Origin of the sequence: Pantoea sp. SM3640 (assembly GCF_015654165.1) — a bacterium.
Taxonomy (GTDB): Bacteria; Pseudomonadota; Gammaproteobacteria; order Enterobacterales; family Enterobacteriaceae; genus Pantoea; species Pantoea vagans.
In genome coordinates this window covers 3,000,669-3,026,206 of sequence record NZ_CP064872.1, presented here as the reverse complement: position 1 = coordinate 3,026,206, position 25,538 = coordinate 3,000,669, and the positions used below count along the sequence as shown (strand labels likewise).

22 protein-coding genes, 3 tRNA genes and 3 rRNA genes are annotated in these 25,538 nt (G+C 55.3%); 14 read left to right on the top strand and 14 right to left on the bottom strand.

The features are described 5' to 3' along the window. Positions 1–84 precede the first annotated feature (84 nt). From tsaA to metN, 5 genes are all read right to left on the bottom strand, one after another. On the bottom strand, positions 85–789 hold the full coding sequence (tsaA, locus tag IV493_RS14205; RefSeq protein WP_195857323.1) for a tRNA (N6-threonylcarbamoyladenosine(37)-N6)-methyltransferase TrmO: 705 nt from the start codon (positions 787–789) through the stop codon (positions 85–87). Then, positions 786–1,184, bottom strand: a complete 399-nt coding sequence (gene rcsF, locus IV493_RS14200; RefSeq protein WP_013356860.1) for an Rcs stress response system protein RcsF — start codon at positions 1,182–1,184, stop codon at positions 786–788. The genes tsaA and rcsF overlap by 4 nt, the downstream gene beginning before the upstream one ends. A 128-nt stretch (positions 1,185–1,312) precedes the next feature. Continuing rightward, entirely contained in the window at positions 1,313–2,128 is an 816-nt protein-coding gene (locus tag IV493_RS14195) for a MetQ/NlpA family lipoprotein (protein WP_013356861.1), read from the bottom strand. 34 nt (positions 2,129–2,162) lie between these two features. After that, the gene (locus IV493_RS14190; protein WP_009091958.1) at positions 2,163–2,816 is read right to left on the bottom strand and encodes a methionine ABC transporter permease MetI; all 654 of its coding nucleotides are present in this window, start codon (positions 2,814–2,816) and stop codon (positions 2,163–2,165) included. Next, positions 2,809–3,840 carry a methionine ABC transporter ATP-binding protein MetN gene (gene metN / locus IV493_RS14185; RefSeq protein WP_195857322.1) on the bottom strand — a complete coding sequence of 344 codons (1,032 nt, stop codon included), beginning with the start codon at positions 3,838–3,840 and terminating at the stop codon, positions 2,809–2,811. The genes IV493_RS14190 and metN overlap by 8 nt, the downstream gene beginning before the upstream one ends. Before the next feature lie 189 nt (positions 3,841–4,029). Here metN and gmhB point away from each other — a divergent pair, with 189 nt between their 5' ends. From gmhB to IV493_RS14155, 6 genes are all read left to right on the top strand, one after another. After that, on the top strand, positions 4,030–4,590 hold the full coding sequence (gene gmhB / locus IV493_RS14180; protein WP_195857321.1) for a D-glycero-beta-D-manno-heptose 1,7-bisphosphate 7-phosphatase: 561 nt from the start codon (positions 4,030–4,032) through the stop codon (positions 4,588–4,590). Positions 4,591–4,995: 405 nt separating this feature from the next. After that, positions 4,996–6,537, top strand: a 16S ribosomal RNA gene (locus IV493_RS14175). 88 nt (positions 6,538–6,625) lie between these two features. Further along, a tRNA-Glu gene (locus IV493_RS14170) sits at positions 6,626–6,700 on the top strand. A 230-nt stretch (positions 6,701–6,930) separates the two neighbouring features. Beyond that, a 23S ribosomal RNA gene (locus IV493_RS14165) occupies positions 6,931–9,840 on the top strand. Positions 9,841–9,931: 91 nt separating this feature from the next. Further along, positions 9,932–10,047 (top strand): 5S ribosomal RNA (gene rrf, locus IV493_RS14160). The 16S, 23S and 5S rRNA genes sit together here with 2 tRNA genes alongside, the layout of an rRNA operon. A gap of 87 nt (positions 10,048–10,134) precedes the next feature. Continuing rightward, positions 10,135–10,211 (top strand) — tRNA-Asp (locus IV493_RS14155). 71 nt (positions 10,212–10,282) lie between these two features. Here IV493_RS14155 and yafC read toward each other — a convergent pair. Further along, a complete protein-coding gene (gene yafC, locus IV493_RS14150) occupies positions 10,283–11,185 on the bottom strand; it encodes a DNA-binding transcriptional regulator YafC (protein WP_195857320.1) in 903 nt (300 codons plus the stop codon). 262 nt (positions 11,186–11,447) lie between these two features. Here yafC and IV493_RS14145 point away from each other — a divergent pair, with 262 nt between their 5' ends. Next, a complete protein-coding gene (locus IV493_RS14145) occupies positions 11,448–12,239 on the top strand; it encodes an endonuclease/exonuclease/phosphatase family protein (RefSeq protein ID WP_033732016.1) in 792 nt (263 codons plus the stop codon). A 96-nt stretch (positions 12,240–12,335) separates the two neighbouring features. On the opposite strand, the gene mltD is transcribed toward IV493_RS14145, so the two are convergent. Continuing rightward, the gene (gene mltD, locus IV493_RS14140) at positions 12,336–13,712 is read right to left on the bottom strand and encodes a murein transglycosylase D (protein WP_013356866.1); all 1,377 of its coding nucleotides are present in this window, start codon (positions 13,710–13,712) and stop codon (positions 12,336–12,338) included. A 71-nt stretch (positions 13,713–13,783) separates the two neighbouring features. Continuing rightward, positions 13,784–14,539 (bottom strand): hydroxyacylglutathione hydrolase, encoded by a 756-nt coding sequence (gene gloB / locus IV493_RS14135; RefSeq protein WP_033781946.1) that lies wholly within the window; start codon positions 14,537–14,539, stop codon positions 13,784–13,786. A 42-nt stretch (positions 14,540–14,581) separates the two neighbouring features. On the opposite strand from gloB, the gene IV493_RS14130 reads away from it, so the two are divergent. Further along, positions 14,582–15,319: a class I SAM-dependent methyltransferase gene (locus tag IV493_RS14130; RefSeq protein ID WP_013356868.1), complete on the top strand. Its 738-nt coding sequence runs from the start codon at positions 14,582–14,584 to the stop codon at positions 15,317–15,319. Here the strand turns inward: IV493_RS14130 and rnhA are convergent. Next, positions 15,301–15,768: a ribonuclease HI gene (gene rnhA / locus IV493_RS14125; protein ID WP_195857319.1), complete on the bottom strand. Its 468-nt coding sequence runs from the start codon at positions 15,766–15,768 to the stop codon at positions 15,301–15,303. The genes IV493_RS14130 and rnhA overlap by 19 nt on opposite strands. A 51-nt stretch (positions 15,769–15,819) precedes the next feature. Between rnhA and dnaQ the strand changes: the two genes are divergently transcribed. Both dnaQ and IV493_RS14115 read left to right on the top strand, forming a co-directional pair. Further along, positions 15,820–16,551: a DNA polymerase III subunit epsilon gene (gene dnaQ, locus IV493_RS14120; RefSeq protein ID WP_013356870.1), complete on the top strand. Its 732-nt coding sequence runs from the start codon at positions 15,820–15,822 to the stop codon at positions 16,549–16,551. A gap of 134 nt (positions 16,552–16,685) precedes the next feature. Next, positions 16,686–16,762, top strand: a tRNA-Asp gene (locus IV493_RS14115). A 49-nt stretch (positions 16,763–16,811) separates the two neighbouring features. Here the strand turns inward: IV493_RS14115 and IV493_RS14110 are convergent. Beyond that, positions 16,812–18,320, bottom strand: a complete 1,509-nt coding sequence (locus tag IV493_RS14110) for an NCS1 family nucleobase:cation symporter-1 (protein WP_110331405.1) — start codon at positions 18,318–18,320, stop codon at positions 16,812–16,814. A gap of 144 nt (positions 18,321–18,464) precedes the next feature. Between IV493_RS14110 and IV493_RS14105 the strand changes: the two genes are divergently transcribed. From IV493_RS14105 to puuE, 3 genes are read left to right on the top strand one after another with little or no spacing between them, the layout of a single operon-like run. Continuing rightward, on the top strand, positions 18,465–19,187 hold the full coding sequence (locus IV493_RS14105) for a GntR family transcriptional regulator (protein WP_147788609.1): 723 nt from the start codon (positions 18,465–18,467) through the stop codon (positions 19,185–19,187). After that, the gene (gene hpxA, locus IV493_RS14100; protein ID WP_195857318.1) at positions 19,184–19,915 is read left to right on the top strand and encodes an allantoin racemase; all 732 of its coding nucleotides are present in this window, start codon (positions 19,184–19,186) and stop codon (positions 19,913–19,915) included. The genes IV493_RS14105 and hpxA overlap by 4 nt, the downstream gene beginning before the upstream one ends. Before the next feature lie 34 nt (positions 19,916–19,949). Further along, positions 19,950–20,903 (top strand): allantoinase PuuE, encoded by a 954-nt coding sequence (gene puuE, locus IV493_RS14095; protein WP_013356874.1) that lies wholly within the window; start codon positions 19,950–19,952, stop codon positions 20,901–20,903. 50 nt (positions 20,904–20,953) lie between these two features. On the opposite strand, the gene hpxZ is transcribed toward puuE, so the two are convergent. From hpxZ to IV493_RS14075, 4 genes are read right to left on the bottom strand one after another with little or no spacing between them, the layout of a single operon-like run. Then, a complete protein-coding gene (gene hpxZ / locus IV493_RS14090) occupies positions 20,954–21,334 on the bottom strand; it encodes an oxalurate catabolism protein HpxZ (protein ID WP_110331408.1) in 381 nt (126 codons plus the stop codon). Continuing rightward, positions 21,334–22,731: an AtzE family amidohydrolase gene (locus IV493_RS14085; protein ID WP_195857317.1), complete on the bottom strand. Its 1,398-nt coding sequence runs from the start codon at positions 22,729–22,731 to the stop codon at positions 21,334–21,336. Before IV493_RS14085 ends, hpxZ begins: the two co-directional genes overlap by 1 nt. Then, the gene (gene hpxX, locus IV493_RS14080) at positions 22,728–22,910 is read right to left on the bottom strand and encodes an oxalurate catabolism protein HpxX (protein WP_033781957.1); all 183 of its coding nucleotides are present in this window, start codon (positions 22,908–22,910) and stop codon (positions 22,728–22,730) included. Before hpxX ends, IV493_RS14085 begins: the two co-directional genes overlap by 4 nt. 12 nt (positions 22,911–22,922) lie before the next feature. Beyond that, positions 22,923–24,509 carry a gamma-glutamyltransferase family protein gene (locus IV493_RS14075; RefSeq protein ID WP_195857316.1) on the bottom strand — a complete coding sequence of 529 codons (1,587 nt, stop codon included), beginning with the start codon at positions 24,507–24,509 and terminating at the stop codon, positions 22,923–22,925. A gap of 138 nt (positions 24,510–24,647) precedes the next feature. Here IV493_RS14075 and hpxU point away from each other — a divergent pair, with 138 nt between their 5' ends. Continuing rightward, on the top strand, positions 24,648–25,487 hold the full coding sequence (gene hpxU / locus IV493_RS14070; protein WP_013356879.1) for a MurR/RpiR family transcriptional regulator HpxU: 840 nt from the start codon (positions 24,648–24,650) through the stop codon (positions 25,485–25,487). The last annotated feature ends 51 nt before the right edge of the window (positions 25,488–25,538 follow it).

The window sequence follows — 25,538 nt, the reverse complement described above, 5'->3', positions numbered from 1 at the left end:
ACGGTTCCAGTTGATCGGAAAGTCACAGACAGAATTTTGCTGGCGGCTAGTGTACCAGCGAGATCACCGGCTCAAAAGCGGGTTTTAACGCAGGTCGATAGCGATCACTTCAGTACCGGCATCGTCAATGCGCCAGCGTACATTAAAATCCATCAGCAAGGCCGCATATTCCCGCTCCTGTGTTTCACCCTGACGGTAAGCGGGACGAGGGTCCTGTGCCAGCACCTCACTGATAAAGCGTGCGAGATTGGGATAGCGCGACTGCTGCTGAAGCTGTTGCTGGGCCAGCGCGGAGAAGCGAACCGGCATATCCGCCGCCGGTGCCGCCTGAGCAAACCCGGCCTGCGCATGAGGCAGCGCTTCAGCAAAGGGCAGATAAGGTTTGATATCTACCACCGGCGTGCCATCGACCAGATCCAGACTGCCAAGCTGCAGGATTACCTGCTGTTTTTCAATCCTGATCCCTTTCAGTTCAACCAGCGACATGCCAATGGGATTGGGACGGAACGTTGAACGTGTCGCAAAAACACCCATGCGCGCATTGCCGCCCAGCCGGGGAGGGCGAACCGTAGGACGCCAGCCGCCTGCCATCGTCTGATGGAAGACAAACAGCAGCCAGAGGTGACTGAAGTCTTCCAGCCCGCGAACGGCTTCCGGCTGATTGTAGGGGGGCAGCAGGTGAAGTTCGCCGCCGCCATCCTGCACCAGACCTGGCTGGCGCGGCACGGCAAACTTCTCTTTCCACGGTGAACGGATTACCCCAATTTGCGCAAAGGCGAATTCACTCATTGATTGCTGACTTTCAGCGCTGAACCCTGGCAGACGGCCTGACGATAGCAGCCCGGCGTGCCGGTAACGATTTCACACTGATGCAGCAGCACCGCATTGGCTTTCATCTGTGAAGCTTTGATCTGCAGACGTTTACGTGCTGTGGCGATGTTGGCCGGGGAGTTCTGATTACTGATCTGGCAATCTTCAGCGGAGACTTCACCCAGATCGCGGAACGGTTTGCTGACCAGATCGGCGGCATCGGTATAAAGCTTAACCGGGGCCGGTCGTACCACGGGTTTGCGGGTCGGTTGGCTGGATTGCTGCGGCCGGGACGGTGCGCTGCTTATCGGGTGATACTCATGAACACACCCTGTCAGCATCAATGCTAACAAGCAGAGCGGTAAAAAACGCATGGCAACATCCTCAGGTTTCAAAAAGTGGCGTTATTGAAACAAGGACGGGAATAAATAACAAGTCGGGCAGGGTACCCAATAACAGAAAGGGCGACATAGCGTCGCCCTTAAGGAGATGAATAGCTGAATTACCAGCCTTTGACCGCGCCGCCGTTAAAGACTTTGTTAGCGGCTTCGTTCACTTCGTCAGACTGGTAAGCCTGAACGAACTTCTTCACGTTTTCCGCATCTTTATTATCTTCGCGGGCAACAATCAGGTTCACGTAAGGTGAATCTTTATCTTCGACGAAAATGCCATCTTTAGCCGGGGTCAGGCCAATCTGGCTGGCGTAAGTGGTATTGATTACAGCCAGTGCGATCTGCTGATCGTCTAATGAGCGCGGCAGCTGTGGTGCTTCCAGCTCAACGATTTTCAGATGCTTAGGATTCTCAGTGATATCCAGTGAGGTTGGCAGCAAGCCCACGCCATCTTTCAGTTTGATCAGCCCCACTTTCTGCAGCAGCAGCAGCGTACGACCCAGGTTGGTCGGGTCATTCGGAATGGCAACCTGTGCGCCATCCTGCAGCTCATCCAGTGACTTGATCTTCTTCGAATAGCCCGCGATTGGGTAGACGAAAGAGTTACCCACTGAAACCAGCTTGTAACCACGATCTTTGATCTGCTGATCCAGATACGGTTTGTGCTGGAAGGCGTTGACGTCGATATCGCCTTTACTCAGCGCTTCATTCGGCAGCACGTAGTCGTTAAACGTGACCAGCTCAACGTCCAGACCATACTTCTCTTTAGCCACTTTCTGTGCGGCTTCAGCAACCTGCTGCTCAGCACCGACAATGACGCCCACTTTAATGTGGTTTGCGTCTTTCTCTTTTTGATCGCATCCTGCCAGCGCAATCGCGCCAATCAGTGCACCCACAGCGGCAATTTTTTTGAATCTGAAAGACATATCCTTTCCTTCTTAATAATGTGAGATTGCTGGCTTACTTATGGGACACTGCACGCACGATGCGGTCGCCACAGAATTGAATGAGATACACCAAAACCACTAACAACACCAATACCGTATTCATCACCGTGGCGTTGTATCCGATATAACCATACTGATAGCCGATCTGACCCAGACCACCGGCACCCACTGCGCCACCCATGGCAGAGTAACCGACCAGCGTAATCAGGGTAATGGTGGCTGCATTCACCAGGCCCGGCATCGCTTCCGGCAGCAGGACCTTACGGACGATCTGCATTGGCGTAGCGCCCATGGCACGTGATGCTTCAATCAGACCGGTAGGCAGTTCCAGCAAGGCATTTTCAACCATACGCGCAATAAACGGTGCAGCGCCAACGGTCAGCGGCACGATGGCTGCCTGCAGTCCGATGGAGGTGCCAACGATAACGCGGGTAAAAGGAATCATCCAGACCAGTAAAATAATGAAAGGAATGGAGCGGAAGATATTCACCAGCGCGGAGAGCACGCGGTACAGCCCCTGATTCTGTAGAATCTGCCCTGGACGGGTGACATAAAGTAAAACGCCGACCGGCAGGCCCAGTACAAAACCGAAAAAGCCTGAGACGAAGGTCATCATCAGCGTTTCCCATACGCCCCGTCCCAGCAACCACATCATCGCTTCAGACATAACCTAGCACCTCTACTTTCACATGATTCTCTTTCAGCCAGGCTATCGCCTCGCGCGTATCGCTTTCTGCGCCGTGCATTTCGGCCAGCATAATGCCGAACTTCACACCACCGGCGTAATCCATCTGGGCACTGATAATGTTGTTATTCACGTTGTAACGGCGGGCCGCTTCGGAAAGCAGCGGCGCATCAACTGATTTACCGGTGAACTCCAGTCGCAGCAGGGGCACGGTGCCTTCAGCGGCCGTGGCTGAAAGACGCTGCTGGTAATCATCCGGAATATCCAGATGCAGAGTCGACTGAATAAACTGCTGTGCTAACGGCGTCTTAGGGTGTGAGAACACTTCACTGACGCTATCTTTCTCGATCAGCTCACCGTGACTGATGACCGCAACCTGATCGCAGATGCGTTTCACCACATCCATCTCATGCGTGATCAGGAGAATCGTCAGTCCAAGCCGGCGGTTGATATCTTTCAGCAATTCCAGAATAGAGCGGGTTGTTGCGGGATCCAGTGCGCTGGTGGCTTCATCACACAGCAGAACCTTAGGATTGCTGGCCAGCGCACGGGCAATCGCGACACGCTGCTTCTGACCGCCCGAGAGATTGGCAGGCCAGGCATCATGTTTATCGGATAATCCCACCAGTTCCAGCAGCTCAGTAACGCGAGCGTTGATCTGGGCGCGGGAGAGATTACCGAGTTCCAGTGGCAGAGAAACGTTGCCCGCGACAGTGCGTGAGTTCATCAGGTTAAAGTGCTGGAAGATCATGCCAATCTGGCGGCGCGCCTGGGTTAACTGACGCTCATTAAGTGCAGTCAGATCGGCTCCGTCGACCAGTATGCGGCCTGAAGTGGGGCGCTCCAGCAGATTCACACAACGAATCAATGTACTTTTACCGGCACCGGAAGCGCCGATAACGCCATAAATCTGTCCGGCAGGCACGTGCAGGCTGACATCCGTTAATGCCGGAATAGTCCGCGAGCCCTGCTGAAACACCTTAGTAATATTTTCTAGTTTAATCATTATGTTATTAATTATCGTGTTGCGTTGTCCGTGGTGTGGGAAGCCTCGTCACTTTTAATCGCTATAAAAGCTGGATGGATGTTAAGGCATCCAGACGTCTGAATCAATGGAAGTGATTCAATCTGACATTCTCCCTTTTATAGCAATCATGCGATACTGATCGGCAATTTTTACAGCAGGAGTTTCTACGTGGCGAATAAAGTCCCCGCTATTTTTCTTGATCGTGATGGCACCCTTAATGTCGACAGTGGCTATGTTCATGAGATCGATGACTTCCAGTTTATTGACGGCACAATTGAAGCGCTGCAGCAACTGAAGGCAATGGGATATGCGCTGGTGGTCGTGACCAATCAGTCTGGCATAGCGCGCGGTATGTTTACCGAAGATACCTTTATGCGTCTGACAGAGTGGATGGACTGGTCGCTGGCCGATCGCGACGTCGATCTTGATGGCATTTATTTCTGTCCTCACCATCCCGAAGCAACAGTTGAAGCGTTCCGTCAGGAATGTGATTGCCGTAAGCCACAGCCTGGCATGCTGCTGACCGCACAGGAAGAGCTGCATATTGATATGGCTGCTTCTTATATGGTGGGCGACAAACTGGAAGATATGCTGGCAGGAAAGGCTGCGGGCGTAGGCACCAAAGTGCTGGTGCGTAGCGGTAAACCCGTTACGGCTGAAGGTGAAGCTGCAGCAGACTGGGTGATTAATAGCCTCGCAGAGCTGCCAGCACGCATTAAACAGGGCTAAAACGGCGCTTTTGTGCAAATTTCAGACGAACAGCAAAAAAGTCTTAATTTGCACTTGCGCTATCTGAACCGTTCCCTATAATGCGCCTCCACTGACACGGCAAACCGGAAACGGGAAACGGGTTGAGAGGCACAGGAGACTGCGCCGCCGGAGAAAAACTTCTGAGAAAGAGGTTGACTCTGCAGGAGGAAAGCGTAATATACGCCACCTCGCGACAGGACGCTAACGCACTGTTCGCACTGCTCTTTAACAATTTATCAGACAATCTGTGTGGGCACTCGCAGGATTGATATCAGCGTCTTAGGACGTAAAAAATATCAAAGCCTCACGAGTGAACACATAATGAAATTCATTATGACGTTTTACAGATGAGCACCGCTTAACTTGTTTAAGCAAATCAAACTTAAATTGAAGAGTTTGATCATGGCTCAGATTGAACGCTGGCGGCAGGCCTAACACATGCAAGTCGGACGGTAGCACAGAGGAGCTTGCTCCTTGGGTGACGAGTGGCGGACGGGTGAGTAATGTCTGGGGATCTGCCCGATAGAGGGGGATAACCACTGGAAACGGTGGCTAATACCGCATAACGTCGCAAGACCAAAGAGGGGGACCTTCGGGCCTCTCACTATCGGATGAACCCAGATGGGATTAGCTAGTAGGCGGGGTAATGGCCCACCTAGGCGACGATCCCTAGCTGGTCTGAGAGGATGACCAGCCACACTGGAACTGAGACACGGTCCAGACTCCTACGGGAGGCAGCAGTGGGGAATATTGCACAATGGGCGCAAGCCTGATGCAGCCATGCCGCGTGTATGAAGAAGGCCTTCGGGTTGTAAAGTACTTTCAGCGGGGAGGAAGGCGGTGCGGTTAATAACCGCGTCGATTGACGTTACCCGCAGAAGAAGCACCGGCTAACTCCGTGCCAGCAGCCGCGGTAATACGGAGGGTGCAAGCGTTAATCGGAATTACTGGGCGTAAAGCGCACGCAGGCGGTCTGTTAAGTCAGATGTGAAATCCCCGGGCTTAACCTGGGAACTGCATTTGAAACTGGCAGGCTTGAGTCTTGTAGAGGGGGGTAGAATTCCAGGTGTAGCGGTGAAATGCGTAGAGATCTGGAGGAATACCGGTGGCGAAGGCGGCCCCCTGGACAAAGACTGACGCTCAGGTGCGAAAGCGTGGGGAGCAAACAGGATTAGATACCCTGGTAGTCCACGCCGTAAACGATGTCGACTTGGAGGTTGTTCCCTTGAGGAGTGGCTTCCGGAGCTAACGCGTTAAGTCGACCGCCTGGGGAGTACGGCCGCAAGGTTAAAACTCAAATGAATTGACGGGGGCCCGCACAAGCGGTGGAGCATGTGGTTTAATTCGATGCAACGCGAAGAACCTTACCTACTCTTGACATCCACGGAATTCGGCAGAGATGCCTTAGTGCCTTCGGGAACCGTGAGACAGGTGCTGCATGGCTGTCGTCAGCTCGTGTTGTGAAATGTTGGGTTAAGTCCCGCAACGAGCGCAACCCTTATCCTTTGTTGCCAGCGATTCGGTCGGGAACTCAAAGGAGACTGCCGGTGATAAACCGGAGGAAGGTGGGGATGACGTCAAGTCATCATGGCCCTTACGAGTAGGGCTACACACGTGCTACAATGGCGCATACAAAGAGAAGCGACCTCGCGAGAGCAAGCGGACCTCACAAAGTGCGTCGTAGTCCGGATCGGAGTCTGCAACTCGACTCCGTGAAGTCGGAATCGCTAGTAATCGTGGATCAGAATGCCACGGTGAATACGTTCCCGGGCCTTGTACACACCGCCCGTCACACCATGGGAGTGGGTTGCAAAAGAAGTAGGTAGCTTAACCTTCGGGAGGGCGCTTACCACTTTGTGATTCATGACTGGGGTGAAGTCGTAACAAGGTAACCGTAGGGGAACCTGCGGTTGGATCACCTCCTTACCTGAAGATACCTTCCCGCGCAGTGCTCACACAGATTGTCTGATAAAAAGTAATGAGCAGGACGGCTGCGAAGTCGTGACACTATCGTGTCCCCTTCGTCTAGCGGTTAGGACTCCGCCCTTTCACGGCGGCAACAGGGGTTCGAATCCCCTAGGGGACGCCACCTGCTTGGTGACAGGTGAAAGGTGTCTCCATACAGTATCTCAAAACCGTTCGGGTTGCGTAAGCAGCCGGGTCGCGTTTGAGATATTTGCTCTTTAACAATCCGGAACAAGCTGAAAATTGAAACGACGTGTCGTTTTCATTCTCCGTAATAAGAATGAAAAATACGATACGTTCGAGTCTCTCAAATGCTTGCAGCTCGCAGCGTTGAAAAACGCCTGTGGGTTGTGAGGTTAAGCGACTAAGCGTACACGGTGGATGCCCAGGCAGTCAGAGGCGATGAAGGACGTGCTAATCTGCGTAAAGCGACGGTAAGGTGATATGAACCGCTACAGCCGTCGATGTCCGAATGGGGAAACCCGGTGCACTCTGTGCATCATTGCAGCATGAATACATAGTGCTGCAAGGCGAACCGGGGGAACTGAAACATCTAAGTACCCCGAGGAAAAGAAATCAACCGAGATTCCCCCAGTAGCGGCGAGCGAACGGGGAGCAGCCCAGAGCCTGAATCAGCATGTGTGTTAGTGGAAGCGTCTGGAAAGTCGCAGGGTACAGGGTGATACTCCCGTACACAAAAGCGCATATGCTGTGAGCTCGATGAGTAAGGCGGGACACGTGGTATCCTGTCTGAATATGGGGGGACCATCCTCCAAGGCTAAATACTCCTGACTGACCGATAGTGAACCAGTACCGTGAGGGAAAGGCGAAAAGAACCCCGGCGAGGGGAGTGAAACAGAACCTGAAACCGTGTACGTACAAGCAGTGGGAGCCTTGATTTATCAGGGTGACTGCGTACCTTTTGTATAATGGGTCAGCGACTTATATTCTGTAGCAAGGTTAACCGTATAGGGGAGCCGCAGGGAAACCGAGTCTTAACTGGGCGTTAAGTTGCAGGGTATAGACCCGAAACCCGGTGATCTAGCCATGGGCAGGTTGAAGGTTGGGTAACACTAACTGGAGGACCGAACCGACTAATGTTGAAAAATTAGCGGATGACCTGTGGCTGGGGGTGAAAGGCCAATCAAACCGGGAGATAGCTGGTTCTCCCCGAAAGCTATTTAGGTAGCGCCTCGTGAACTCATCTTCGGGGGTAGAGCACTGTTTCGGCTAGGGGGCCATCCCGGCTTACCAACCCGATGCAAACTGCGAATACCGAGGAATGTTATCACGGGAGACACACGGCGGGTGCTAACGTCCGTCGTGAAGAGGGAAACAACCCAGACCGCCAGCTAAGGTCCCAAAGTCATGGTTAAGTGGGAAACGATGTGGGAAGGCACAGACAGCCAGGATGTTGGCTTAGAAGCAGCCATCATTTAAAGAAAGCGTAATAGCTCACTGGTCGAGTCGGCCTGCGCGGAAGATGTAACGGGGCTAAACCATGCACCGAAGCTGCGGCAGCGACGCTTAGGCGTTGTTGGGTAGGGGAGCGTTCTGTAAGCCGTTGAAGGTGTGCTGTGAGGCATGCTGGAGGTATCAGAAGTGCGAATGCTGACATAAGTAACGATAAAGCGGGTGAAAAGCCCGCTCGCCGGAAGACCAAGGGTTCCTGTTCAACGTTAATCGGAGCAGGGTGAGTCGACCCCTAAGGCGAGGCCGAAAGGCGTAGTCGATGGGAAACAGGTTAATATTCCTGTACTCGGTGTTACTGCGAAGGGGGGACGGAGAAGGCTATATCAGCCGGGCGACGGTTGTCCCGGTTTAAGCGTGTAGGCGGAGGGTCCAGGTAAATCCGGTCCCTTATCAACGCTGAGGCGTGACGACGAGGCACTACGGTGCTGAAGTGATAAATGCCCTGCTTCCAGGAAAAGCCTCTAAGCATCAGGTAACACAGAATCGTACCCCAAACCGACACAGGTGGTCAGGTAGAGAATACCAAGGCGCTTGAGAGAACTCGGGTGAAGGAACTAGGCAAAATGGTGCCGTAACTTCGGGAGAAGGCACGCTGGCGCGTAGGTGGAGGGATTTACTCCCCGAGCCGAAGCCAGTCGAAGATACCAGCTGGCTGCAACTGTTTATTAAAAACACAGCACTGTGCAAACACGAAAGTGGACGTATACGGTGTGACGCCTGCCCGGTGCCGGAAGGTTAATTGATGGGGTTATCCGCAAGGAGAAGCTCTTGATCGAAGCCCCGGTAAACGGCGGCCGTAACTATAACGGTCCTAAGGTAGCGAAATTCCTTGTCGGGTAAGTTCCGACCTGCACGAATGGCGTAATGATGGCCAGGCTGTCTCCACCCGAGACTCAGTGAAATTGAACTCGCTGTGAAGATGCAGTGTACCCGCGGCAAGACGGAAAGACCCCGTGAACCTTTACTACAGCTTGACACTGAACATTGAGCCTTGATGTGTAGGATAGGTGGGAGGCTTTGAAGCGCGGACGCCAGTCTGCGTGGAGCCAACCTTGAAATACCACCCTTTAATGTTTGATGTTCTAACGTAGGCCCGTGATCCGGGCTGCGGACAGTGTCTGGTGGGTAGTTTGACTGGGGCGGTCTCCTCCTAAAGAGTAACGGAGGAGCACGAAGGTCAGCTAATCACGGTCGGACATCGTGAGGTTAGTGCAATGGCATAAGCTGGCTTGACTGCGAGAGTGACGGCTCGAGCAGGTGCGAAAGCAGGTCATAGTGATCCGGTGGTTCTGAATGGAAGGGCCATCGCTCAACGGATAAAAGGTACTCCGGGGATAACAGGCTGATACCGCCCAAGAGTTCATATCGACGGCGGTGTTTGGCACCTCGATGTCGGCTCATCACATCCTGGGGCTGAAGTAGGTCCCAAGGGTACGGCTGTTCGCCGTTTAAAGTGGTACGCGAGCTGGGTTTAGAACGTCGTGAGACAGTTCGGTCCCTATCTGCCGTGGGCGCTGGAGAATTGAGGGGGGTTGCTCCTAGTACGAGAGGACCGGAGTGAACGCACCACTGGTGTTCGGGTTGTCATGCCAATGGCATTGCCCGGTAGCTAAGTGCGGAAAAGATAAGTGCTGAAAGCATCTAAGCACGAAACTTGCCCCGAGATGAGTTCTCCCTGACCCCTTGAGGGTCCTGAAGGGACGTTGAAGACTACGACGTTGATAGGCCGGGTGTGTAAGCGCAGCGATGCGTTGAGCTAACCGGTACTAATGACCCGTGAGGCTTAACCTTACAACGCCAGAGGCGTTTTTGAGAGACACGATTTTCAGCCTTGTACCGGATATTCTGCGCGGCCCCTGTGGCGGCGCGGAGACAGAATTTGCCTGGCGGCTTTAGCGCGGTGGTCCCACCTGACCCCATGCCGAACTCAGAAGTGAAACGCCGTAGCGCCGATGGTAGTGTGGGGCCTCCCCATGCGAGAGTAGGGAACTGCCAGGCATCAAATTTGTTCCTTTTCCTCTGACAGGGAAAATAACGGGAACAGACGGTTATCAGCCGGTTGCTGATAAGCGTGAAAGAATCGGTGGAGCGGTAGTTCAGTTGGTTAGAATACCTGCCTGTCACGCAGGGGGTCGCGGGTTCGAGCCCCGTCCGTTCCGCCACTTAATTGGAAAGCCCTGACTTAACGGTCAGGGCTTTTTCCATTGCAGCAAATAAGCCAGTTCAAAAGACCTCACGTGCGCCACGGCTGCTCAGCTGTCCACTCGCTGAGAAAATCGATAAAAGCCCGCACACGCTGACTCACGCCGATATCGCTGTAGTAGACCGCATTGAAGGGCATCTCGATCGGCAGACGTTGATCGGCCAGCACCTCCACCAGTGTTCCTTCTGCAACCTCACGATCGATCATATAGTCTGACAGACAGGCAATACCATTGCCGGTAAGGCAGAGCTGCTTAATCGTCTCTCCACTATTAGAAGAGATAGCCCAGTCAATATCATAGAGTTCGCCGCTTTCACGTGCGATGGGCCAGCGATTGAGCCTCGGGGATTCTTCAAAGCCAAGACAAGCGTGGTTATCCAGATCGGTCACCTTTTGTGGTACACCGTACTCACGGAGATAGGCTGGTGAGGCGACAATCCTGCGAAAACTGTTAAACAGCAATCTGGCACGTAGCGTTGAGTCCGTGAGATTGCCGGCACGAATTGCAATATCCACTTTCCGTTCAATCAGATTGATAAAACTCTCTGAGGAGATCAATGAAAGCGTCACCCCGGGATAGCGCTGGCGAAAGGGCTTAACCATCGGCATCAGCAAATGCAGAATAACCGGTGTCGCGGCATCAACGCGCAATAGCCCTTTGGGCTCCTGTAAGCTTTCTATCAAATCGCTTTCTGCGGTAGTCATCTCCTGCAAAAAGCGCTGAACATGGCGGAAATAGCATTCGCCTTCCTGCGTAAGTGCCAGCTGTCGCGTGGTACGGGTCAGCAGAGCAATGCCCAGCTTGTTTTCCAGTTTTTTTATGGTTCTGCTGACGGCAGAGTTTGCCATCTGCAACTGCTCAGCAGCGCGGCTGAAACTTCCACTCTCTACTACACTGACAAACACTTTAAGTTCGTCAGAAGATGCCTTCATTTTGCCGCCCTATAGTATCGTATTTATTTAGCTATTTTATGAACGATTATACTGGCATAACCAGTACAGGTGTCCTCAATGATGGCACCGTTGATGTGGCCTGGCTCTGCCTCGTTTAGCTTAGCGAGCTTAAACTAACGCCTTTATTCTGGAAAAGCGTGATGAATTCTGACATTCACCTGCATCCATTGAAACCCCGGTCTAGAATCCCTATAACAGACAGGTGTTAACTGTATTTTTGAATTATCAGCCAGGCGGGAAAGTGCGCAAAAAAACTTATGCAATGCGATATGTAGCAGGACAACCAGTGGAACAGATCTTTCCACCTGGGGCGATGCTCCATCTCGGCCAGGCACTGCCACCCGGCGCACCGTTGCCCGCGCATCCAAACCTTAAAGTTCTGGTATGGAATATTTTCAAGCAGCAGCGTGCAGACTGGATGTCAGTGCTGGAAGGATTTGGTAAGGATGCGCATCTGGTGTTACTGCAGGAAGCGCAGACCACACCCGAACTGGTGCAGTTTGCCACCAGTAATTATCTGGCTGCCGATCAGGTGCCTGCCTTTGTGCTGCCTCAGCATCCCTCTGGCGTGATGACGCTTGCTTCTGCCCATCCGGTCTATTGTTGCCCATTACGCGAGCGTGAGCCTCTGCTGAGGCTGTCAAAATCGGCACTGGTTACGGCGTATCCGCTGCCAGCAGGAGAAATGCTGATGGTGGTTAACATCCATGCGGTTAACTTCAGCCTGGGTGTCGACGTCTACAGTAAACAGCTGGGGCCCATCGGCGAACAGATCATGCATCATCAGGGACCGGTAATCATGGCAGGGGATTTCAATGCCTGGAGCCGTCAGCGCATCAATGCGCTCTACCGGTTTGCACAGAGGATGAAGCTGGAAGAGGTGATGTTTACGGCCGATCACCGCCGCAAAGCGTTTGGTCGCCCGCTGGATTTCGTCTTCTATCGCGATCTCAGAGTAAGTGAGGCATCCGTACTGGTGACGCGCGCTTCCGATCATAATCCGTTACTGGTGGAGTTCAGTTCAGGCGGCTAATACGGCGCCGGGCCTGAGAGGGATATGGGTTTGAGGCCTGAATAGCGGCAGATGAATAAATGAAAAAGGCTGACAAATGTCAGCCTTTTCAACGTATCAGGTATCCGGTGTTGCGTTATTATTCACAAACAGCGTTAAGTTATCGCCGGGTTGAATATCTTTCGCACTGTCCAGCACACTGTTCCAGCGCATCACGTCTTTGATATTGACGCCGTGATGACGGGCAATACTGTCAAGAGAATCACCCTTACGAACACGATAGGTGATGCTGTTGCCGTTATCAGCCAGTCGGGTGCCGTTCGAACCGATGGTCAGCGTCTGACCCGGTCGGATATCAGCACCGCGCAGGTTGTTTTCCTGCTTCAGTGTCGAGACGCTAACGCCAAGTTTAGCGGCGATACCAGAAAGCGTATCACCCCGTCGCACTTTGTACCCGCCACTCGCGCTGGCTTTCGCAAGCTGCACAGGCTGTACCGCTGCGATGTCACCGGAAGCCAGTGAGTTTCGCAATTTCGCGACGTTCGACTTCGGCACCATAATATAGTGCGGGCCGTTTGGCGCTGTTGCACCGCCTTTGTAGCCGGTATTGAAGCTCTTAAGTTTCGTGAGCGACATACCTGCCATTTCAGCAGCCTGCGTCAGCTGTATCTGCTGACCCACTTCCACTCGTGCCAGAGCACGACTTTCATTAGGTGTCGGCAGTTTGATACCGTAACGCTTGTTATTTTTGAGCAGTTCACTCAGAGCTAACATTTTAGGCACATACACGGTCGTTTCGCGTGGCAGCGATAAATGCCAGAAGTCAGTCGGCTTACCGCGCGCCTTATTCTGCTTGATCGCTTTGAGCACCCGTCCTTCACCACTGTTGTAAGCAGCGATGGTCAGTAACCAGTCACCGTCAAACATGGTGTTAAGACGCTGCATCATATCCAGCGCAACTTTCGTGGATGCGACTACATCACGTCGCCCATCGTAATACTGGTTTTGTTTCAAACCATAGTTTCGACCCGTAGCTGCAACAATCTGCCAGATACCAGCGGCATTGGCGGATGAGGTTGCGCGAGGGTCAAAAGCGCTCTCCACTATGGGTAGCAGTACCAGTTCCATCGGCATTTTACGTTTCTGTATCTGCTCGACTATCCAGTACATGTACGGCTCTGCCCGTAATGTTACATCGTGGAGATAGCTCTTATTTTTTAAAAATTTACTTTTTTGTTCGCGGATTGCCGGGTTTTCCGGAATCCCCATCTTCAACTCGTCACTAATGAAACTCCAGAGATCTGCGTCTGCTGCGAGGCCAGTTCCATCTTCCTGCCATCGCGGCGACAAAAACTCGTCTCCGTACTTTCCATTTTCACCTTGACCAGCTGAAGACAGACTCTGTGCATGCTGTTCGGGGATATTGGCATCGTTCCTGGACGCCTGACATCCTACCAGCAAGACTGAGGCGAGTAAGATCGCTTTAGCCTTCATGTGTGTGTCAATAGTTCGCTTAAAAGACGAGCAACTATACGTGACGACTTTTCACAACACAACCCGAAAAATCAAAAAGCGTCTTTCTTCTCGCGTAGAACAGCAAATGTCCGCCATACCGGTTCATCAGTAACGTTAACGTTTAATGCCCTTTGCAAATCAATATCTTGCGTACGAAGAAATAAATTTATTGACCGTTCGTGCGCCAGTTTTGTTGGCAGACTAATGCCATTTTCGGCACGTAAGTCCTTAATTTTCTGGTATTCGGCCGTTATTTGCGGGTCATGGGGCAGAATAGCCGCAGCAAACTTCAGATTGGATAAAGTATATTCATGCGCGCAGCAGACTAAGGTTTCTCCTGGATGCTGATTAAGCTTTTGAAACGAATCATACATCTGCTCTGGTGTACCCTCAAAAAGGCGTCCGCAGCCGCCTGAAAAGAGAGTGTCGCCACAGAAAAGATAAGGTGAGCTGTAATATGAGATATGTCCTAAAGTGTGACCAGGAGTATGGATCACTTCAAAGGTCAGGCCCAGTACGGTGACTTTATCCCCTTCGCTGACTATCGTTCTGGCCCCTTTCGCTTCGGTTTCCTGAGGACCGTAAACCTCAAGGTGAGGGAAGTGCTCACATAAGGTTTTCACGCCGCCCGTATGGTCGTTATGGTGGTGAGTCAACAGAATCGCGACTGGCTGCCAGCCGTTTGACGCCATTTTTTCTAACACTGGCTGAGCTTCGCCGGGATCAACGATCAGGCATTTACCCTCATCATCATTCAGCGTCCAGATGTAGTTGTCCTGCAACGCAGGAATACTGGTAAGATTCATCATCACCTCTCGCAGGTCGTAGGAAAAGGAAGAGCGTAAAGCATGAAGCCCGCTAAATCACGCCAGGTTCTGAACGCACCGCTGTCCTGGCGCAATATGCCGTGGGGAGATTATTTCCGCGACGCGCTAACGCAGCAGCTTCAGCCTTACCTTGGAAAGCTTTATGGCTTTCATATGCTTAAGCTTGGCAACCTCAGCGCAGAAATCAACACCGAAAACTGTGCTATTTCACATCAGGTCAATGTGGGCAGTGAAGGCGAGCTGTTACAGGTGCGGGCTGACCCGATGCAGTTGCCGTTTGAGTCGAAGTCTATTGATGCCTGTTTGCTGGCCCATACGCTCGCCTGGAGTCAGGATCCTCACCGGGTGCTACGCGAAGTGGACAGGGTGTTAATCGATGATGGCTGGATGATCATCAGCGGCTTCAATCCCTTCAGCCTGCTTGGTGTGAGTAAAATGGTACCGGGATTAACCCGCAAAGCACCCTGGAGCGGGCGGATGTTCAGCCAGATGCGGCTACTCGACTGGCTGGGATTGCTGAATTATGAGGTGGTCTACCGCACCCGATTTCAGGTGCTGCCGTGGCACCGGCAGGGCGGAAAACTGATCAGCGCCCACTTACCGGCGCTGGGGTGTCTGAATATTGTGGTGGCGCGTAAGCGAACCTTCCCGCTGCTGCCAACCCGGGCAAAGAAGAGCCTGAGCACCAGCAAGATCCGCCAGACGGTCAATGCCACGCGTCAGTTTCGCAAGGCAGAGGATCAGGACTCGGCTTTATAACCGATATCCTCAAAGGCAGGGTTTTCCGCCGCGCTGCGGGCCAGCACGTCGCAGCGCTCGTTTTCCGGGTGTCCGGCATGCCCTTTAACCCACTCCCACTGAATCTTATGAGCGCTGAGGGCTAAGTCGAGACGCTGCCAGAGATCAACATTCTTCACCGGCTTTTTATCGGCAGTTTTCCAGCCACGCTTTTTCCAGTTATGGATCCAACTGGTGATCCCCTGACGCACATACTGACTATCGGTGCTGAGCACCACATCGCACGGCTGGGTCAGCGCTTCAAGCGAGACAATCGCCGCCATCAGCTCCATCCGGTTATTAGTGGTAAGGTAATAGCCCGCGCTGAAGGTTTTCTCATGCTGACCGTAGCGTAAAATCGCCCCGTAACCGCCGGGACCGGGATTTCCAAGACAGGATCCATCGGTGAATATTTCTACCTGTTTGCGCATCTCTGGTAGACTTCCTCTCAAAAGCGCCAAGTCTGACATAAAACGGGTCTTATGAGCACTGCAAATAACCGCCAGATCGTTCTCGATACTGAAACCACCGGCATGAACATGATCGGGGTACATTATGAGGGGCACCGCATCATTGAGATTGGTGCGGTAGAGGTGATTAACCGTCGCCTGACCGGCAACAATTTCCATATGTATCTCAAGCCCGATCGGCTGGTCGATCCTGAAGCTTTTGGTGTACATGGGATTGCGGATGAGTTTCTGGCCGACAAGCCCGCGTTCAGCGAAATCGCCGATGAGTTTCTCGACTACATTCGCGGTGCCGAGTTAGTCATTCATAACGCGCCGTTTGATATCGGCTTTATGGATTACGAATTTTCAAAGCTGAACCGCGGCATTGAGAAAACCGAAACCTTCTGCAAAATTACCGACAGCCTGGCTCTGGCGCGTCGAATGTTTCCCGGCAAGCGTAACAGCCTTGATGCGCTCTGCTCACGTTACGAAATAGACAACACCAAACGTACCCTGCACGGCGCACTGCTCGATGCCGAGATTCTGGCTGAAGTGTTCCTGACCATGACCGGCGGGCAGACGTCACTCTCCTTCTTATCAGAAAGTGAAAGCGCCCGGCAGGCACAGGGAGAGAGCATTCAGCGCATCGTGCGTCCCGCTTCTGCACTGCGTGTGGTGACGGCCAGCGAAGAAGAGGTCGTTGCTCATGAGTCCCGTCTGGATCTGGTGATGAAAAAAGGCGGCAGCTGTCTGTGGCGCGGCTGAAGAGCCTGTTTTTGTGGATAAAATCAGCGGCAAGCTGAAAAAAACAGCAAACGATTCATTCACCTGGAAAAAGCGTTGACGCCGTAACGGCCTGCCATTACTATGCGCCTCGTTCCCGACGGGGAACAAAGCGCGGAGCGGTAGTTCAGTTGGTTAGAATACCTGCCTGTCACGCAGGGGGTCGCGGGTTCGAGCCCCGTCCGTTCCGCCAATCTCTTTAAAAAAGCCGATTCAGAAATGAATCGGCTTTTTGCTGTCTGCTATTCAGCGGCGGCTTGCTTCTTCTGCGCCATTCCCTCGCTATGCCAGCGGGTCACATCCTCCTTCTCGCGATCTTCACGGGCGATAAAGCGATAGCAGCCTGCCGCCAGACCGGCACCAATAAACCAGCTGAAGTTCGCCACCTGATGCAGGGAAGGGATAAAGCTAATCACCAGGCAAATCGCTACCGACGGCAGCAGCGCGCCAATCGCTTTGGGGTTAAAGCCACCGCGATACCAGTAACGGCCTGCTGGCGTATCGTTAAACAGGTCATCGACCGAGATACGTGCACGTTTAATCAGGTAGAAATCGGTCAGCAGAATGCCGAACAGTGGTCCGATGAACGATCCCAGTACATCCAGCGTGTAATGAATCAGCTCAGGGGACTGGAACAGGTTCCACGGCGTTAACAGCACGGAACCCACGGCGGCGATCATGCCACCGGTGCGGAAGCTGATTTTCTGCGGTGAACAGTTGGAGAAGTCAAAAGCAGGTGATACGAAGTTCGCCACGATATTGATGCCGATGGTAGCAGTAATCATCGTCAGCAGGCCAATCGCCACCGCCAGATCGTTGCCGACCATGCTCACGGTTTCGATGGGATCGGTAATCATCTTGCCAAACAGCGACTGGGTACCTGACACAATCACCACCGTCACCACAGAGAACAGCAGGAAGTTGAACGGCAGGCCCCAGCGGTTGCCACGGCGAATCTCGGACATGTTTTTGCCATAGCGTGAAAAGTCACCGAAGTTCAGCAATGGACCGGAGAAGTAGGAGACCACCAGCGCCGTGGCCGTAATCATCTGCCACGTCTGCTCACCTGCAGTCAGTGATTTGCTTGCAAGGGTAAAGGAGATCCCATCGAAGCCGGTCTTGTATACAATCCAGCCCGCCAGTGCCACCATCACCACATAGACAGCCGGTCCTGCGACATCAATAAAGCGTTTAATCGCGTTCATGCCGTGCCAGAACACCATCGCCTGCAGTAACCACATAATGCCAAAGCAGCACCAGCCCAGCAGCGACAGGCCCAGCCAGTGCGGTACGGTCATCGACGTCAGCGACGGCGCGAACTTCAGCAGCACCAGCATCAGGGCGTTCGCCGCCAGGTAGGTCTGGATGCCATACCACGCGAACGCGATCAGCCCGCGGATCACTGCCGGAATATTGGCGCCGAACACGCCAAACGCCTGACGGCAAATCACCGCATAAGGTACGCCCGCCATCTGGCTCGGTTTCGCCACCAGATTCGCACAGATCTGCACGATGCAGATCCCGGCCAGCAGACAGAGCAGCACCTGCCAGCTGGCTAATCCCAGCGTGAAGAAGCTGGCGGCCACCACATAACCACCCATGCTGTGCACATCGGACATCCAGAAGGAAAAAATGTTGTACCACGACCAGTTCTGATCGCGTGTCGGTGCCAGGTCTTCGTTACAGAGCCGTGGGCTGTAACGGGCACTGGCTTCAGAGGCCGTGCTGGCCACCGTTGATTGATTTGGCATGAAACCTGCTCCTATACCCGAGAGTGAAATGAATAATCTGGTAAAATGGTATTGCAGGATTCAGGCCAGATCTCTTTTCTTGTATACAATTTTTAATTTTAACGTATACGATATGTGGCATACAGCGAGCGACCGGAGCAGGTAATGACGAGTAAAACAGGCCAGCGAGACGCCACCAGGCTGCAGGATAAGGATGAAGGGATCTACCAGGCGCTAATGAACGCCATTGTTGAGCATCAGCTGCCGCCGGGCAGTAAATTGCCGGAAGAGGCCCTTTCCGGAGTATTTGGCGTGAGCCGCACCGGCATCCGCAAAGTGTTGCAACGCCTCGCGGCGGTGCAGATGGTGACGCTGACGCCCAAACGTGGTGCGCAGGTGGCGACACCCGGTGTTGAAGAGGCGCGGGACATCTTCTCTACCCGCAGTTTAATGGAGTGCGCCAATCTGCCTGCGGTACTGGCGCATCTGCAGCCGCCTCATCTGGTGGCGCTGGAGCAGCTCATCGCGCAGGAGAACCAGGCCCTTGCCGATCAGGATGGTCCGGCAGCGATCCGGCTCTCTGCGGCATTTCATATCCAGCTGCAGGCGATCTCCGGCAATCAGGTGCTCACCGGCATGGTGACCAGCCTGACGCAGCGCTCGTCGCTGGTGATTGCCGCTTATGGCGCGCCGTGGCAGCGCGGCTGCCGCTGTGACGATCACGCGAATCTGCTGAAGTTACTGCGCGCGCGTGCGCTGGAACCGCTGATGCAGGCGCTACAGCATCACTTTGAGCACATCGTTTCCAGCCTGCATTTTGAGCGCAGCGGGGAAACCCTGCCCGATTTCTCCCGACTGTTTGCCTCAGGCTCTGGAGCTGCCTTATGAGCCTGATTCAGGTTATTAACCCCAACACCAGCCTGGCGATGACTGAAACCATCGGCCTGGCCGCCCGTGCGGTCGCCGCGCCGGGTACCGAAATTCTGGCCGTTTCGCCGTCGCAGGGCGTGCCCTCCATTGAAGGCCACTTCGATGAGGCGATCGCCGCCATCGGCGTGCTGGAGCAGATCAAACTCGGCAGGGAGCAGGGCGTCAGCGGCCATGTCATCGCCTGCTTTGGCGATCCGGGTCTGCTGGCGGCACGCGAGCTGGCCAGCGGACCGGTGATCGGTATTGCGGAAGCGGCGATGCATACCGCCACGCTGCTGGCGACGCGTTTCTCCATTGTTACCACGCTGCCACGCACCCTGGTGATTGCGCGTCATTTGCTGCAGCAGTATGGCTTTACCCATCACTGTGCCGCGCTGCACGCCATCGATCTGCCGGTACTGGCGCTGGAAGATGGCAGCGGCCTGGCGCAGGAGAAAGTGCGTGAACGCTGTATTCAGGCGAAACGGGAAGATGGCAGCGGGGCGATTGTGCTGGGCTGTGGCGGAATGGCCACGCTGGCTGCTTCGCTGACCCAGGAGCTGGGCCTGCCGGTGATCGACGGCGTCAGCGCGGCGGTGAAAATGGTGGAGTCGCTGGTGGCGCTGGGCTTTGGCACCAGCAAACATGGCGATCTGGCCTGGCCTTTGCAGAAACCTCTCTCAGGTGCGTTTCAGCATCTAAACTAACGGAACTTTCCCGATTTAAGACAGGAAGCGAGTGATGACTGACGCTGCAGAGAAGAAAGAGTACAGCTTTAACAAAAACTATCCGCGCGATTTAATCGGTTATGGCGCTAATCCGCCGCACGCCGCCTGGCCCAACAACGCCCGTGTGGCGGTGCAGTTTGTTCTGAACTATGAAGAGGGCGCAGAAAACAGCGTGCTGCATGGCGATGCGGGCTCAGAACAGTTCCTTTCGGACATCATCGGTGCAGCCAGCTATGCCGATCGTCACATGTCGATGGAGTCGCTGTATGAATATGGCTCCCGCGCCGGTTTCTGGCGCATTCACAATGAGTTTCAGAAGCGCGGTCTGCCGCTAACCGTGTTTGGCGTGGCGATGGCGCTGGCGCGTCACCCGGAAGTCGTCGAGGCGATTAAACAGGCGGATTACGATGTGGTCAGCCACGGCTGGCGCTGGATCCACTATCAGGGCATGGATGCAAAAACCGAACGTCAGCATATGCAGCAGGCGGTTGATGTGCTGGTGGATCTGTTTGGTAAAGCACCGACCGGCTGGTACACCGGCCGCGACAGCCCGAATACCCGCCGGCTGGTGGTGGAGCAGGGTGGTTTCAGCTACGACAGTGACTACTACGGCGACGATCTGCCGTTCTGGACCCAGGTCACCTGTCAGGATGGCACGGTGAAACCGCACCTGATTATTCCTTACACCCTGGAATGCAATGACATGCGCTTTGCCTCGCCGCAGGGTTTTAACACCGCCGAACAGTTCTTCACCTATCTGCGGGACACCTTCGATGTGCTGTATGAAGAGGGGGAAACCGCGCCGAAGATGATGTCGATCGGCATGCATTGCCGCCTGCTGGGGCGTCCTGGCAAATTCCGCGCGCTGCAGAACTTCCTCGATCACATTCAGCAGCACGATGACGTCTGGATTTGTACCCGTCAGCAGATCGCTGACCACTGGATCACCACGCACCCGGCTCCGTAAGCCCGGTCCGGCGCTTGCCCCGTACTGATTGGGCGAAGCGCCGGAGGCCGTCAGCTCATCAGACTGACCTGCGCCGCCACGATGCACCAGCCGTGGGGCATGCGCACCCAGGTCTGCTGCTGGCGGCCAATTTTATCGCTGCCGGTGCGGGTAAATTCGGTGCTGCAGACCGCATAATCCTCACCAAAGGTGGTAATCACGGTGTTGCGCAGCGTCCGATCCAGCCCGGCTGACGGACGCGCGGCACGGAAGGCCCGAATCTCATCAATGCCATACAGATTCTCACCCGCGCCGAGGCGCACGGTTCGCGGGTCGTGCCAGAACAACGCATCCAGTTCGTCCACATCATTGCTGACCAGCGCCTGCTCGTAGCGGTAAAACTGCGCCGTCACCTCGCTGAGCACCTGCGGTAAATTAATCTCTCTGTTCATCAGGCTCCTGCCATATTGATTTGCGGTATCGTAATGCCCTGTTGTTCCAGTGCCCAGGCGGCGCGTAGCACTGCCTCTTCGTTAAACGGACGGGCGATAAGCTGTAAACCAATCGGCAGGCCGCTCCGGGTCGCCAGCGGCACGGTACAGACCGGCAATCCCAGGAAGGAGATCGGCTGCGTCAGCATCCCCATGCTCGCTTTAGCGGGCAGGGATTCACCCTGAATCGACAGCGTCTGCTGGCCGATCGTGATCGCGCTGCAGGGCGTTGCCGGGGCGATCAGCACATCGAAATGATCAAACAGCGGTAACACTTGCTGCTGGAAATGACGACGGAAGCGCTGCGCCTGCACATACCAGGCGCCTGGCATCATGGCACCCGCCAGCAGACGCTCGCGTGAGTTCGGTTCAAACTGCTCCGGCATCTGACGCAGGGCAGGCAGATAGTGATTGCCGCCTTCTGCGGCGGTCATGATAAACGCCGCCGAGCGTGCCAGCTCCGCGTCGGGCATCAGCACCTCTTCCTGTGCATCCAGCGCGGCCGCGACCACCGCGACGGCAGCGCGCGCGTCATCATCGCACCAGCGGGAAAAAAAGCCGCCCAGCACGCCGCAGCGTAAGCCTTCGCTGCCCTGTGACAGCCCCGGCAGCGTCGCGGCAAGCGGACGATCGGCCTGAAACGCATCGGCGTGGTCTGCGCCCTGTAACAGATCATAAACCAGCGCCAGGTCTTCAGCCCGCCGGGCCAGCGGCCCGATATGGTCAAGGCTGGCGACAAACGGATGGCTGCCGCTACGCGACAGACGGCCAAAAGTGGGCTTAAGGCCAAAAATACCGCACAGCGACGCGGGCACCCGAATCGAACCGTTGGTATCGCTGCCGAGCGAAAAGTGAACCAGCCCGGCGGCTACCGCGGCGGCCGAACCGCCTGACGAGCCGCCCGCCACGCGGCTGAGATCGCGCGGATTGTGGGTCGCACCATAATGGCTGTTCTCGGTGGTAAAACCGTAGGCATAGGCATCCATGTTCAGCATACCCGACAGCAGCGCACCAGCATGACGCAGCTTATCAACGGCAAACGCATCTGCCTGTGCCGCAGGGCGATCGCGGAACAGGCTGGCACCGGCCAGGGTGCTGTGACCCACCACATCAAACAGGTTTTTCACCGCATACGGAATGCCCGCCAGCGGTGGCAGGGTTTCGCCGCGCTGCCGCTGTGCATCAATGACGCTGGCCTCTTTTAACATGCGCGGCCCGGTCACTTCCGTCCAGGCATTCAGCGCCGGGTTGTGCTGCTCAACCGCCTGCAGCGTGTGCTTCGCCACCTCCAGTGCGCTGATCTCACCCTGCTGAATCGCCCGTTGCAGCGTCTGAATTGAAACATCACCTAATCTCATGCCTGATATACTCCTGCGACTTCCAGCCGGTCATCCAGCGGAAACGCCATCAGCGGCGCAGCCATTTCCGCAATGCGTGAAAGCTGGATCAGCAGCTCAGCGCGACGTGCCTCATCCAGTTCCAGTTGCAGGATCTGCTCCATATGGCCGATGTAGCTGGCCCACTCTTGTTGATTCATGATTCGCTCCTGTTAAAAACCGGCAGCGCTGCCGTTACTACGTGGGTCGCTTGCGCCCTCAAACATGCCGTTGCTGTGACGCACAATCGCGCCCGCATGGCCTACGGATTCGCTGAAGTCCGGCAGCCGTTCCACCTCATGTCCCCACAGACGCAGCATCAATACCGTTTCGTCGTCAAAGCGGCCTTCCAGTTTCAGCGAGTCGGACGATTGCCCCCAGGTCCGGCCCAGCAGCCAGCGCGGCGCACTGACCGCCTGCTGTAACGGCAGCCCCTGAATCACATGGCGGGTGAAAATCGCCGCCTGGGTCTGCGGCTGCCCATCTCCGCCCATCGCGCCATACACCATTGTCCGGCCATCTTTCAGCCGTGCGGCGGCGGGATTGAGGGTATGGAACGGCTGCTTACCGGGCGCGAGCGCCAGCAGATGGTCAGGGTCGAGGCTGAACGCAGCGCCCCGGTTCTGCCAGGTGATGCCCGTGCCAGGCAGCACCACACCGCTGCCAAACTCGTGGTAAATGCTCTGAATAAAGGAAACAGCCAGACCGCTGCTGTCCATCACGCCCATCCAGACCGTATCGCCCGGTCCGCGTCCGCTGCCCCAGGCGGCGGCCTCGCCATCGGCGATCTGGCTGGCGAGCGTATCGAGATGATCGCTATCCAGCAGCGCCTGCACATCTTCGGTGATGTGACGCGGATCGGTGATGTGTTTGTCGCGTAGCGCAAAGGCTTTTTTGGTGGCTTCCACGATGCGGTGCACCGTCTGCGCGTCGTCAGCCTCCGTCATCTCCAGCCGATCGGTGATGCCGAGGATCGCCAGCGACACGACGCCCTGGGTTGGCGGAGCGATATTCCAGATGTCGCCTTCGCTGTGGGCGAGATGCAGCGGCGTTGTGCGACGAGCGTAATGCTGCTGCAGATCGGCCAGCGTCACCGGCATGCCCAGCGTCGCCATCTCACCGGCCATATGGTGAGCCAGCGGGCCGCGATAAAAGCTGTCGAGTCCCTCTTCGGTGAGCTGGCTCAGGGTGTTCGCCAGCGCGGGCTGGGTAAAACGGCTGCCCGGCTGCGGCACATCGCCGTCGGGCATAAAATGGGCACGAAAGCCGGGCTGATGCTGCAACTCACTGAGGAAGTTCGTGGTCGCGGCGGTCTGTGAGGCGGTCACCGGAATCCCGTCGGCGGCGTAGCGAATCGCATCCCGCAGCAGACGGGCCAGCGGCAGTGGCGGGGTGCCCATCTCTGCAGAGAGCGTCAGTGCCTCCTGCCAGCCGCTGACCGTACCGGCCACCGTCAGCGCCGCTTTCGGCCCGCGATGTGGGATCTTCGGGTGATCGGCGTAAAAATCGCGGTGAGCCAGTGAACCGGCTGCGCCGCTGGCGTCGATAGCGACCGGATCGCCGCCAGGCGGCAGAATCAGCCAGAAGCCATCGCCGCCCAGTCCGTTCATGTGCGGATAGACCACGGCGATTGTTGCGGCAGCAGCCACCATCGCTTCAATGGCATTACCGCCATCGCGCAGCACCGCGAGCGCACTTTCACTCGCCAGATGGTGTGGCGTCACCGCCATCCCCTGCGGGGCCATATTGCTTTGAATCATCTTTTTCTCGTTATCCGGGTGACAGAACCCATAACAAAGCAAGAGCTGTTCCAGTTTTCATGCTCAGCTGACAATGCGCCGGTTAACCTGGCGTAAATTGTGCTAGCTTCTGCTGAAACAAAAGTTACAGGACGCCTTATGAAACAGCTTGATGAACGACTCAGAAGTCACTATCCCCAGCTCTCTCCGCAGGAGCAGCGTATTGCCGACTTCGTGTTTGACCACTTCGATGACCTGATCAGCTACAACAGCGCCGAGCTGGCGCGGCTCAGTGGCGTGTCGAAAGCCACGGTCAGTCGACTGTTTAAGCGTCTGGGCTATGAGAAGTACAAGGATATGCGTGATGAGCTTCGCATCCTGCGGCAGAGCGGCATGCCGCTGACCGATAACCGTGATGCGGTGCAGGGCAATACGCTGCTGGCGCGCCACTACAAGCAGGAGATGGCTAATCTGACGCAGTGGGTAAACAGCCTGGATGCCCGACACTTTAATGAGGTGATTCAGCAGCTGGCGCAGGCTAAGCGCGTGTTTATCATCGGCATGCGCAACGCCTATCCGGTGGCGCTCCATCTGCGCCAGCAGCTGGTGCAGGCGCGTTCACAGGTGCATATCCTGCCGCAGCCGGGCCAGACGCTGGCTGAGGAGCTGGTGGATATCACGCCGGACGACATGGTGATCGTGATGGCGTTTCGTCGTCGTGCGCGCATCATTCGTCCGCTGATGCAGCAGCTGCAGGCTGCCGGTGTCCCGATGCTGGCACTGTGTGAGCCGCAGGCGCAGACGGTGATTGCGCTGGCGCGCTGGCAGCTCTGTACGCCACTCGACAGTGTTTCCGCCTTCGACAGCTACAGTGCCGCCATGAGTCTGGTTAATCTGATCGCCAATGCGCTGCTGCATGAAATGCTGGCACAGGGACGTCAGCGTATTCATCAGATCGCCGACCTTTACCAGCAGTTTGACGAGCTGGAGCACCGTTAACAGGCACCGTTTTGGTGCTTTGCCCCATTTCAGATCACCACTTCCCCGGCG